The sequence below is a fragment of the Bacillus sp. AK031 genome (genome assembly GCF_053903065.1).
Genome location: NZ_CP096424.1, coordinates 3960117 through 3972779, shown reverse-complemented (window position 1 = coordinate 3972779; position 12663 = coordinate 3960117). Strand labels below are relative to the sequence as shown.

The window sequence follows — 12663 nt, the reverse complement described above, 5'->3', positions numbered from 1 at the left end:
GGTATAAAATGATGTCGAAATGTATATAAATACGGTTTGCAAACCTTCATATATCCTCGAAGATATGGTTCGAAAGTCTCTACCGGATCACCGTAAATGATCTGACTATGAAGGCAGTATTCATTTTGATGTTATATGAGCTAACGGATCAAAACCAGAATTCTGCCTTTCTACAAAGGCAGAATTCTGGTTTTTTTTTTGCTTTTGCAAACCGTATAGAGTAATAGATTCACATAAAGGGCAACCTTTTTAACACAAATAACTTGATGAGGTGAACAGGATGACGGGAAAAACGGAATTGCATAATCAGGAAATGATTGTAGTATTGGATTTCGGAAGTCAGTATAATCAATTGATTACAAGAAGGATTCGTGAGTTCGGTGTGTACAGTGAACTTCACCCTCATACCATCACGGTGGAAGAAATCAAAGAAATGAACCCAAGCGGCATCATCTTCTCCGGCGGTCCTAACAGCGTTTACGGTGAGGATGCCTTCCGTTGTGATGAAAGAATCTTTGACTTGGACATTCCCGTTCTTGGAATCTGTTATGGAATGCAGCTGATGACGATGCACTTTGGCGGTAAAGTGGAAAGAGCGAAACACCGTGAATACGGAAAAGCTAAACTGACTGTAGAGCACACTTCAAAATTGTTTGGGGACCTTCCTGAAGAGCAAGTGGTCTGGATGAGCCATGGTGACCTGGTCGTGGAAGCTCCTGAAGGTTTCACAGTCGATGCCACAAACCCATCCTGCCCTATCGCATCAATGAGTGACGAAGACAAAAAATTGTATGCTGTGCAGTTCCATCCAGAAGTGCGCCATTCTCAGTATGGAAATGAAATGCTTAAGAACTTTGTGTTCGGCGTTTGCGGATGCAGTGACGAGTGGTCGATGGAAAACTTCATCGAAATCGAGATGGAAAAAATTCGTCAAACGGTTGGGGACAAGAAAGTTCTGTGTGCGCTTAGCGGCGGAGTGGATTCTTCCGTTGTAGCTGTACTGATTCACAAAGCAATCGGTGACCAGCTGACTTGTATCTTTGTAGACCATGGATTGTTAAGAAAAGATGAAGCGGAAGGTGTCATGAAAACTTTCTCTGAAGGCTTTAACATGAATGTCATCAAGGTCGATGCCCAAGAGCGTTTCATGAATAAGCTGAAAGGCGTCTCTGATCCGGAGGAAAAACGTAAAATCATCGGAAATGAATTCATTTATGTATTCGACGATGAGGCGACAAAGCTTGAAGGAATCGATTACCTGGCACAAGGAACACTATATACAGATATCATCGAAAGCGGTACGGCGACAGCACAGACTATCAAGTCTCACCACAATGTAGGCGGCCTGCCTGAAGACATGCAATTCAAACTAATCGAGCCGCTCAATACCCTGTTTAAGGACGAAGTGCGTGCGCTTGGTTCTGAAATGGGCATTCCGGACGAAATTGTTTGGCGCCAGCCATTCCCTGGTCCTGGTCTGGGTATCCGTGTTCTTGGGGAAATCTCTGAAGAAAAGCTTGAGATTGTAAGAGAATCAGATGCAATCCTCCGTGAGGAAATTAAGAAAGCCGGTTTAGACAGGGATATCTGGCAATACTTCACCGTCCTGCCTGACATCCGGAGTGTAGGGGTAATGGGAGATGCACGTACCTATGACTACACAATTGGAATCAGGGCGGTAACTTCCATTGATGGAATGACGTCCGACTGGGCGAGAATTCCGTGGGATGTTCTTGAATTGATCTCTACAAGACTTGTAAATGAAGTCGATCATATCAACCGTGTTGTCTATGATATTACGAGCAAGCCGCCTGCAACCATCGAATGGGAATAAGCTCCTTTTTCCGAACGTTAAAATATTTTAGTTGAAAAATGTTCGTGTTTTGTATTGACTAGTCATCCTTTTGCTGGTAAACTAACAGTGAACTTAATAATTCATTTGAACATTACGTCGTATAATTTTGGGAATAAGGCCCAGCAGTTTCTACCGAGCTACCGTAAATGGCTTGACTACGAGGTGATGGTTTGATGAAGACTAGTCTAATACAGATTCCTGCTATTATATTTTTAAAAACTAGTTTTTTTCTTTCCTTTACCAGTACGTCAACGCCCTGAACAACGGTTGTTCAGGGCGTTTTTTATTCCAAGCGGAAAGCCTCTGCACAAACGGCGCACATTTTAGAGGAGGTAAGGAAATGAAAAAGTTTTTCCAATTTGACCAGCTTGGCACCACCTACAGCCGGGAATTTATCGGCGGTCTAACAACATTTTTATCAATGGCTTATATCTTGGTGGTCAACCCGATCACATTATCACTGCAGACGGTTCCGGATCTGCCGGACAGCATGAGAATGGATTATGGAGCTGTATTCGTTGCAACGGCTTTAGCTGCAGCAATCGGTTCCCTTATAATGGGTCTCATAGCGAAGTACCCGATAGCTTTGGCACCGGGTATGGGGCTGAATGCGTTCTTCGCTTACACTGTCGTTTTGACAATGGGCATTACATGGCAAGCCGCTTTAACGGGTGTTTTAATTTCAGGTTTGATCTTTATCGTCCTGACACTTACAGGACTTCGTGAAAAAATTATCAATTCGATCCCTGCTGAATTGAAATTTGCAGTAGGAGCGGGTATCGGTCTCTTCATTACATTTGTCGGTTTCCAAAATGCCGGCATCATCGTCAATAATGATGCGACGCTTGTCGGTTTGGGTGATTTAACAAACGGAAACGTGCTTCTTGCCATCTTCGGCATATTTATTACAGTTATCTTAATGACTAGAGGCATCAAAGGCGGCATTTTCTTTGGATTAGTGATTACGGCTATCGTCGGTATGGTGTTTGGCCTTATAGACCTTCCGGAAAAAGCGGTCGGCGCGATTCCAAGCCTGGAACCGACATTCGGTGCAGCATTGGATCCGCTTTTCAATGATATTTCAAGTGTGTTCACCATCCAGATGCTCATAGTTGTTTTAACTTTCTTGTTCGTTGACTTTTTTGATACTGCCGGTACATTGGTGGCTGTGGCGAATCAAGCCAATCTTATGAAGGACAACAAGCTTCCAAGAGCAGGAAAAGCACTATTCGCAGATTCTTGTGCAACAGTGGTAGGGGCAATTCTTGGTACTTCGACAACGACATCATATATTGAATCTTCTGCAGGTGTTGCTGCAGGAGCAAGATCAGGATTTGCATCTGTGGTTACCGCAGGACTCTTCCTCTTGTCGCTGTTCTTCTTCCCTCTTCTTGAAGTCATCACTGCACCGGTGACAGCGCCTGCGTTGATCATTGTTGGTGTCCTGATGGTATCAGCTCTGGGAAAAATTGACTGGAACCGTTTTGAAATTGCCGTTCCTGCTTTCTTGACAGTCATTGCAATGCCGTTGACATACAGTATTGCTACGGGTATTGCAATCGGGTTCATCTTCTACCCGATTACGATGATCATGAAGGGCCGCGGAAAAGATATTCATCCGATTATGTACCTTCTGTTCGTGATCTTTGTTCTATACTTTATTTTCTTGATCTAATTCATAAGGCAGTTCCTCTTTTGAGGGGCTGCCTTTTTGATTGCCGAGGTCAAAGTGATTTCCGCTCCAGGCGTTTCCTCATTGAAAAAAGGATGCGCTTTCGTTAGAATCAAAAACAGTGTTAAGTTGTTATTCGGACGTGTTGAACTTCCTTAGATGGAAGTGGCGAAAAGAGTCCAAAAAAAAGAGGGAAGTAAGCATGGAGCATTTAGAAGTAGTGAAAGTACTCAATAACAATGTCCTTATTGCCAGCCATGAGCACTATGGAGAAGTGGTGCTGATTGGAAAGGGTATCGGCTTCAGTGCCAAAAAAGGGGACCTGATCGAAAAAGATACAGCAGAGAAAATGTTTGTTCTGAAAGGTGAAAAAGAACAGGAACAATACAAAATGCTGCTTCCTCATTTAAATGAAGGAATGCTGGAAACGATCATCTCTGCAATTGAGTTGATAAGAAGCAGGACGAACTCATTCCTGAATGAACATATCCACGTTGCTCTCACCGACCATATTTTGTTTGCGATCAACCGTCTTATGAGAGGGATGGCGATAAGGAATCCATTTCTAATGGAAACAAAAGCGCTGTACCCTTTTGAATATGAAGTGGCAAGAGACGTAGTGGATCTGTTGAATGCAGAAACCAATGTCGAATTGCCGGAAGGGGAAATCGGATTTATTGCTCTGCATATCCACAGTGCGATGATGAACAAGGATCTATCGCAAATCAACCAGCACTCGCAGTTGATCGGAATGCTTACCTCTACCATTGAAAATACGCTGCAAGTTGATATCAATAAAGAAAGTGTTCATTATATGAGGCTTGTCCGCCACCTTCGCTATACAATTGAAAGGGTGTTGAGACAGGAACGTGTCCAGGAGCCGGAAAAGATAGCGTTATTATTGAAAGAAGAATATCCTTTATGCTATAATCTCTCGTGGAAACTAGTTAAGATAATGCAGCAAACGCTGAAGAAGCCTGTTGACGATGCAGAAGCAGTATACCTGACGATGCACCTGCAGAGGATCCAGAATAAAGTTAAATAGTGTACTTATCTCTTTACGTGTTACTGATACGATCAGGCATGAGTAAAGAAGATAATTGATTTGTGTAATTTGGGGAAGTCTATCCATGTACACAATCAGTATCTTCTTTTACTCATGCCTTTTTTGTGTTTGCTGCTATTATTTTGACCATAAAAAAACAATTATTAGGAGGTTATCACTTTGTTTAAAAAAGCATTCGGTGTTTTGCAAAAAGTAGGTAAAGCGTTAATGCTGCCAGTTGCCATTCTTCCTGCAGCGGGGATTCTGCTTGCGCTTGGATCTGCACTTGTTAATCCAACCCTGCTTGAAATTGCGCCGTTCCTTGATACGGCATGGGTTTCAACTGTAGCAAATGTTATGAAGGAAGCTGGAGGAATCATCTTCAGTAACCTGGCGCTGCTATTTGCGGTTGGTGTAGCCATAGGTCTTGCGGGAGGAGAAGGTGTTGCCGGTCTGGCGGCCATTGTCGGTTATTTAATCATGAATGCGACAATGGGAGCGGCGTTAGGTATATCTGCAGCTGATGTTGAAGCTGATATGGCATATGCAAATGTATTAGGGATCCCGACTCTTCAAACAGGTGTATTCGGTGGTATCATCATCGGAATTCTGTCGGCTTATATGTACAATCGCTTCTTTAATATTGAACTTGCACCATACTTGGGATTCTTTGCAGGGAAGCGTTTCGTCCCGATTGCAACAGCTGCTTCCGCAGTAGTAGTCGGGTTATTGATGCTATTAATCTGGCCGCCGGTTCAACACGGCCTTAATACATTCTCTAATTTCATGCTTGGTGAAAACAGAACGATTGCTGCTTTCATCTTCGGTGTTGTTGAACGTTCGTTGATTCCATTTGGTCTTCACCACATTTTCTATTCACCATTCTGGTTCGAATTTGGATCATATACTACTGCAGCTGGCGAAGTGGTCCGTGGTGACCAGACAATTTTCATGAAACAGATTCAGGACAATGTCCAGGAACTAACAGCAGGAACATTTATGACAGGTAAGTATCCGTTCATGATGTTCGGACTTCCTGCAGCAGCATTGGCAATCTATCAGGAAGCTCGTCCTGAAAGAAAGAAAATCGTAGCGGGTATCATGGGATCAGCTGCTTTGACTTCTTTCCTGACAGGTATTACAGAACCGCTTGAGTTTTCATTCCTATTCGTCGCTCCCGTCCTTTTCGGAATTCATGCAATCTTTGCGGGTTTGTCGTTCATGACCATGCACTTGCTTGATGTAAAAATCGGTATGACATTCTCTGGCGGCTTGATTGACTATATCTTATTTGGTGTCATCAACCCGCAGACAAACTGGTGGCTCGTCATTCCGGTAGGATTGGTCTTTGCGGTCATCTATTACTTCGGTTTCCGGTTTGCCATCCGCAAATTCAACCTGGCAACACCAGGCCGTGAAGATGTAGCGGAAGATGCGGATGAAGGAACCCCGTCTAAAAGTTCTGATCTTGCTTACGACGTACTTCAGGCAATGGGCGGAAAAGAAAATATCGCTCACCTTGATGCGTGTATCACTCGTCTTCGTGTTTCGGTGAATGATGAAAAGCAAGTTGATAAAAACAAATTGAAAAAGTTAGGTGCAGCTGGAGTGCTGGAGGTCGGTAATAGCATCCAGGCGATCTTCGGTCCTAAATCTGATACCCTGAAGTCACAAATGAAAGATATCATGATGGGGAAAGCCCCGCGCAAAGCTGAAACAAACACAGGTGAAGAAGTAGAGCAGCAAATCGAAGAGGTCAATCCAGAAGCGCTGCAAAATGAAGAAGATTTTGCGAGTGAAAAATTTGTTTCTCCAATCACTGGAGAACTGAAGGACCTTTCTGAAGTGCCTGACCAGGTCTTCTCTCAAAAAATGATGGGAGACGGGTTTGCGATCTTGCCTCAAGAAGGATTGATTGTATCTCCGGTTGACGGAAAAGTAGTGAATGTCTTCCCGACGAAACATGCCATCGGGCTTGAATCCAAAGGCGGCCAAGAAATCTTGATCCATGTTGGGATCGATACCGTTAAACTTGAAGGAGAAGGCTTTGAAGCTTTGATTAAAGAAGGAGATACAGTAGAAGCAGGGCAGCCGCTGTTGAAAGTGGATCTTGATTTCATTAAAGAAAATGCTCCTTCAACGATCACGCCGATCATCTTTACAAACTTGAAAGAAGGCAAAGCGGTTACGATTAATAAAGAGGGCAAAGTTAACAGCAAGGATGAGAATATCATCTCTATAGATTAAGAAAAGAAAGGCCGGAATCTTTATAAGGGTTCCGGCCTTTTTAAATGCATATAAGCTGGATAATCTTGGGGTGGATAATTTTTTTAAAAAAGTGTTGACTTAAGAGGGGGAATCTTGATATACTAATTTCACTGTCGCAGAGAGACACCGCAACTTAAAACTTTCGACAAAAAAAGTTTTAAAAAAGTTGTTGACATAAACGGTTGTTTCTTGGTATGATGGTATCTCCGCTGCAAACGAGCGGCGAACAAACAGATTGAACCTTGAAAACTGAACAAAACAAGACAAAACGTCAACGTTAATTCTAGTAAGAACACAGTTCTTACAAAGTTGCTAACACTTTAAAATTAGCAAATGAGCAAGTCAAACTTCTATCGGAGAGTTTGATCCTGGCTCAGGACGAACGCTGGCGGCGTGCCTAATACATGCAAGTCGAGCGGACTTCAGGGAGCTTGCTCCCTGAAGTCAGCGGCGGACGGGTGAGTAACACGTGGGTAACCTGCCTGTAAGACTGGGATAACTCCGGGAAACCGGGGCTAATACCGGATATTTCTTTTCCTCGCATGAGGAAAAGTGGAAAGGTGGCTTTTAGCTACCACTTACAGATGGACCCGCGGCGCATTAGCTAGTTGGTGAGGTAACGGCTCACCAAGGCGACGATGCGTAGCCGACCTGAGAGGGTGATCGGCCACACTGGGACTGAGACACGGCCCAGACTCCTACGGGAGGCAGCAGTAGGGAATCTTCCGCAATGGACGAAAGTCTGACGGAGCAACGCCGCGTGAGTGATGAAGGTTTTCGGATCGTAAAGCTCTGTTGTTAGGGAAGAACAAGTACCGTTCGAATAGGGCGGTACCTTGACGGTACCTAACCAGAAAGCCACGGCTAACTACGTGCCAGCAGCCGCGGTAATACGTAGGTGGCAAGCGTTGTCCGGAATTATTGGGCGTAAAGCGCGCGCAGGCGGTCTCTTAAGTCTGATGTGAAAGCCCACGGCTCAACCGTGGAGGGTCATTGGAAACTGGGGGACTTGAGTACAGAAGAGGAAAGTGGAATTCCACGTGTAGCGGTGAAATGCGTAGATATGTGGAGGAACACCAGTGGCGAAGGCGACTTTCTGGTCTGTAACTGACGCTGAGGCGCGAAAGCGTGGGGAGCAAACAGGATTAGATACCCTGGTAGTCCACGCCGTAAACGATGAGTGCTAAGTGTTAGAGGGTTTCCGCCCTTTAGTGCTGCAGCTAACGCATTAAGCACTCCGCCTGGGGAGTACGGTCGCAAGACTGAAACTCAAAGGAATTGACGGGGGCCCGCACAAGCGGTGGAGCATGTGGTTTAATTCGAAGCAACGCGAAGAACCTTACCAGGTCTTGACATCCTCTGACAACCCTAGAGATAGGGCTTTCCCCTTCGGGGGACAGAGTGACAGGTGGTGCATGGTTGTCGTCAGCTCGTGTCGTGAGATGTTGGGTTAAGTCCCGCAACGAGCGCAACCCTTGATCTTAGTTGCCAGCATTCAGTTGGGCACTTTAAGATGACTGCCGGTGACAAACCGGAGGAAGGTGGGGATGACGTCAAATCATCATGCCCCTTATGACCTGGGCTACACACGTGCTACAATGGACGGTACAAAGGGCAGCGAGACCGCGAGGTTTAGCAAATCCCATAAAACCGTTCTCAGTTCGGATTGCAGGCTGCAACTCGCCTGCATGAAGCTGGAATCGCTAGTAATCGCGGATCAGCATGCCGCGGTGAATACGTTCCCGGGCCTTGTACACACCGCCCGTCACACCACGAGAGTTTGTAACACCCGAAGTCGGTGAGGTAACCTTTTGGAGCCAGCCGCCTAAGGTGGGACAGATGATTGGGGTGAAGTCGTAACAAGGTAGCCGTATCGGAAGGTGCGGCTGGATCACCTCCTTTCTAAGGATATATGAGACGTGACGATTTGATTTTGTTTTGTTCAGTTTTGATGGTTTAATACCGTCAAAACATTGTTCTTTGAAAACTAGATAAAGATATATGAAGAAAGTCAAGAAAGAACCGAGAATTCGCCATTTTAGGATATCTCTTATGAGATATACCATTAAAACTAAGGTGAAGGAGAAGCGAGGAGTGCAAGGCCCCGAGTTTCTGAGCAGCGGAGTGTACCTTAACAGTACATGAGCAGCGGAAGAAACGAAGGCAACGCCGCAATCCGAAGCTTATCGTTCGCCGACGGTTAAGTTAGAAAGGGCGCACGGTGGATGCCTTGGCACTAGGAGCCGATGAAGGACGGGACTAACACCGATATGCTTCGGGGAGCTGTAAGTAAGCTTTGATCCGGAGATTTCCGAATGGGGGAACCCACTGCACGTAATGGTGCAGTATCCATATTTGAATACATAGAGTATGGAAGGCAGACCCGGGGAACTGAAACATCTAAGTACCCGGAGGAAGAGAAAGCAAACGCGATTCCCTGAGTAGCGGCGAGCGAAACGGGATTAGCCCAAACCAAGAGGCTTGCCTCTTGGGGTTGTAGGACACTCTATACGGAGTTACAAAGGAACGAAGTAGACGAAGAAGTCTGGAAAGGCTCGTCACAGAAGGTAATAACCCTGTAGTCGAAACTTCGTTCCCTCTTGAGTGGATCCTGAGTACGGCGGGACACGTGAAATCCCGTCGGAAGCTGGGAGGACCATCTCCCAAGGCTAAATACTCCCTAGTGACCGATAGTGAACCAGTACCGTGAGGGAAAGGTGAAAAGCACCCCGGAAGGGGAGTGAAATAGAACCTGAAACCGTGTGCCTACAAGTAGTCAGAGCCCGTTAACGGGTGATGGCGTGCCTTTTGTAGAATGAACCGGCGAGTTACGATCCCATGCAAGGTTAAGTCGGAAAGACGGAGCCGCAGCGAAAGCGAGTCTGAATAGGGCGAATGAGTATGTGGTCGTAGACCCGAAACCAGGTGATCTACCCATGTCCAGGGTGAAGTTCAGGTAACACTGAATGGAGGCCCGAACCCACGCACGTTGAAAAGTACGGGGATGAGGTGTGGGTAGCGGAGAAATTCCAATCGAACTTGGAGATAGCTGGTTCTCTCCGAAATAGCTTTAGGGCTAGCCTCATGTAGTAAGAGTCTTGGAGGTAGAGCACTGTTTGGACTAGGGGCCCTCATCGGGTTACCGAATTCAGACAAACTCCGAATGCCAAAGACTTATCCATGGGAGTCAGACTGCGAGTGATAAGATCCGTAGTCGAAAGGGAAACAGCCCAGACCACCAGCTAAGGTCCCAAAGTATACGTTAAGTGGAAAAGGATGTGGAGTTGCTTAGACAACCAGGATGTTGGCTTAGAAGCAGCCACCATTTAAAGAGTGCGTAATAGCTCACTGGTCGAGTGACTCTGCGCCGAAAATGTACCGGGGCTAAACGTATCACCGAAGCTGTGGATTGACACCGTTTGGTGTCAGTGGTAGGAGAGCGTTCTAAGGGCTGAGAAGCTGGACCGTAAGGACTGGTGGAGCGCTTAGAAGTGAGAATGCCGGTATGAGTAGCGAAAGACAGGTGAGAATCCTGTCCACCGAATGCCTAAGGTTTCCTGAGGAAGGCTCGTCCGCTCAGGGTTAGTCGGGACCTAAGCCGAGGCCGAAAGGCGTAGGCGATGGACAACAGGTTGATATTCCTGTACCACCTCTTTTCCGTTTGAGCAATGGGGGGACGCAGGAGGATAGGGTAAGCGCGCTGCTGGATATGCGCGTCTAAGCAGTTAGGCTGGTGATGAGGCAAATCCCGTCACCGTAAAGGCTGAGCTGTGATAGCGAGGGAAATATAGTACCGAAGTTCCTGATTCCACACTGCCAAGAAAAGCCTCTAGCGAGGAAAAAGGTGCCCGTACCGCAAACCGACACAGGTAGGCGAGGAGAGAATCCTAAGGTGAGCGAGAGAACTCTCGTTAAGGAACTCGGCAAAATGACCCCGTAACTTCGGGAGAAGGGGTGCTCTGTTAGGGTGCAAGCCCGAGAGAGCCGCAGTGAATAGGCCCAGGCGACTGTTTAGCAAAAACACAGGTCTCTGCGAAGCCGTAAGGCGAAGTATAGGGGCTGACGCCTGCCCGGTGCTGGAAGGTTAAGGGGAGTGCTTAGCGCAAGCGAAGGTGCGAACCGAAGCCCCAGTAAACGGCGGCCGTAACTATAACGGTCCTAAGGTAGCGAAATTCCTTGTCGGGTAAGTTCCGACCCGCACGAAAGGCGCAACGATCTGGGCACTGTCTCAACGAGAGACTCGGTGAAATTATAGTACCTGTGAAGATGCAGGTTACCCGCGACAGGACGGAAAGACCCCGTGGAGCTTTACTGTAGCCTGATATTGAATTTTGGCACAGCTTGTACAGGATAGGTAGGAGCCTTGGAAACCGGAGCGCCAGCTTCGGTGGAGGCGCTGGTGGGATACTACCCTGGCTGTGTTGAACTTCTAACCCTCGCCCCTGATCGGGGTGGGAGACAGTGTCAGGTGGGCAGTTTGACTGGGGCGGTCGCCTCCTAAAGAGTAACGGAGGCGCCCAAAGGTTCCCTCAGAATGGTTGGAAATCATTCGCAGAGTGTAAAGGCACAAGGGAGCTTGACTGCGAGACCTACAAGTCGAGCAGGGACGAAAGTCGGGCTTAGTGATCCGGTGGTTCCGCATGGAAGGGCCATCGCTCAACGGATAAAAGCTACCCCGGGGATAACAGGCTTATCTCCCCCAAGAGTCCACATCGACGGGGAGGTTTGGCACCTCGATGTCGGCTCATCGCATCCTGGGGCTGTAGTCGGTCCCAAGGGTTGGGCTGTTCGCCCATTAAAGCGGTACGCGAGCTGGGTTCAGAACGTCGTGAGACAGTTCGGTCCCTATCCGTCGTGGGCGCAGGAAATTTGAGAGGAGCTGTCCTTAGTACGAGAGGACCGGGATGGACGCACCGCTGGTGTACCAGTTGTCTTGCCAAAGGCATCGCTGGGTAGCTATGTGCGGAAGGGATAAGTGCTGAAAGCATCTAAGCATGAAGCCCCCCTCGAGATGAGATTTCCCATCACTTTATGTGAGTAAGATCCCTGAAAGATGATCAGGTAGATAGGTCTGAGGTGGAAGCGTGGCGACACGTGCAGCTGACAGATACTAATCGATCGAGGACTTAACCACAATTATTGCGCGAAACTCGGAATACTTTCTTTTCTTCATACCTTTATCTAGTTTTGAGAGAACGATGTTCTTTCAATTAAATATGTCTGGTGATTAAGGCGAAGAGGTCACACCCGTTCCCATGCCGAACACGGAAGTTAAGCTCTTCAGCGCCGATGGTAGTTGGGGGATCTCCCCCTGTGAGAGTAGGACGTCGCCAGGCGACCAAAAGAGTACCCGTAGTGGTGCTCTTTTTTTGTATACAGAAAAATCATTTACGATGAGTTTGTCTAGTTCTTTAGTCTAACCAGAAGCAGAGCTCGGGTGGGGAGGAGCAAGAAGGTCGAGGACACGAGGGAGAGAACACCGGAGTGGGCTCTGCCCAGGAGGATGTGAACGAGCGAAGCGGACGAAGAGATTCGCCGCTCATCACCGGCCGAGCCTTCAGTGCCGATGGTAGTTGGGGCTTTCCCTGTGAGAGTAGGACGTCGCCAGGCAAGCAGAGAGTACCTTTGATGAGGTGCTCTTTTTTGTATTTCAGAAGTTCCTCTGAAAAAAAACAGAAGCGAATGTCAGAAATTGAATACTGGTCAGAGAATATATTACGTTACTGAAATCATTTTCTCTATTTCAATATAAATAATGGCAAAATCTTAGCTTTATCTGTTACTGCCTACTATTTCCTTATCCTAACTGATTTTTCAGAGAAA

The 12663-nt window shown here is 46.9% G+C and carries 4 protein-coding genes, 3 rRNA genes and 2 riboswitches; all 7 genes read left to right on the top strand.

Annotation, left to right across the window (positions count from 1 at the left end; translation table 11 throughout):
* Positions 1 to 26: 26 nt before the first annotated feature.
* A riboswitch (purine riboswitch) is annotated at positions 27 to 128 on the top strand.
* 152 nt (positions 129 to 280) lie between these two features.
* The 7 genes from guaA (at position 281) to rrf (ending at position 12176) form a co-directional block, all read left to right on the top strand.
* Complete coding sequence (gene guaA, locus M1E09_RS20220; RefSeq protein WP_456272613.1) at positions 281 to 1834, top strand: glutamine-hydrolyzing GMP synthase; 1554 nt, start codon at positions 281 to 283, stop codon at positions 1832 to 1834.
* Positions 1835 to 1931: 97 nt separating this feature from the next.
* Positions 1932 to 2033: riboswitch (purine riboswitch) on the top strand.
* Between the two features lie 162 nt (positions 2034 to 2195).
* Positions 2196 to 3530: an NCS2 family permease gene (locus M1E09_RS20215; RefSeq protein WP_456272612.1), complete on the top strand. Its 1335-nt coding sequence runs from the start codon at positions 2196 to 2198 to the stop codon at positions 3528 to 3530.
* A 199-nt stretch (positions 3531 to 3729) separates the two neighbouring features.
* On the top strand, positions 3730 to 4572 hold the full coding sequence (glcT, locus tag M1E09_RS20210; protein ID WP_456272611.1) for a glucose PTS transporter transcription antiterminator GlcT: 843 nt from the start codon (positions 3730 to 3732) through the stop codon (positions 4570 to 4572).
* Between the two features lie 180 nt (positions 4573 to 4752).
* On the top strand, positions 4753 to 6819 hold the full coding sequence (gene ptsG, locus M1E09_RS20205; RefSeq protein ID WP_456272610.1) for a glucose-specific PTS transporter subunit IIBC: 2067 nt from the start codon (positions 4753 to 4755) through the stop codon (positions 6817 to 6819).
* Positions 6820 to 7190: 371 nt separating this feature from the next.
* Positions 7191 to 8742, top strand: a 16S ribosomal RNA gene (locus M1E09_RS20200).
* A gap of 296 nt (positions 8743 to 9038) precedes the next feature.
* A 23S ribosomal RNA gene (locus M1E09_RS20195) occupies positions 9039 to 11974 on the top strand.
* An 85-nt stretch (positions 11975 to 12059) separates the two neighbouring features.
* A 5S ribosomal RNA gene (gene rrf / locus M1E09_RS20190) occupies positions 12060 to 12176 on the top strand.
* Together the 16S, 23S and 5S rRNA genes form the textbook arrangement of a ribosomal RNA operon.
* Positions 12177 to 12663: the final 487 nt, after the last annotated feature.

Coding starts and splice junctions, on each gene's coding strand:
- M1E09_RS20215 (WP_456272612.1), top strand. CDS start 2,196: ATGAAAAAGTTTTTCCAATTTGACCAGCTTGGCACCACCTACAGCCGG.
- glcT (WP_456272611.1), top strand. CDS start 3,730: ATGGAGCATTTAGAAGTAGTGAAAGTACTCAATAACAATGTCCTTATT.
- guaA (WP_456272613.1), top strand. CDS start 281: ATGACGGGAAAAACGGAATTGCATAATCAGGAAATGATTGTAGTATTG.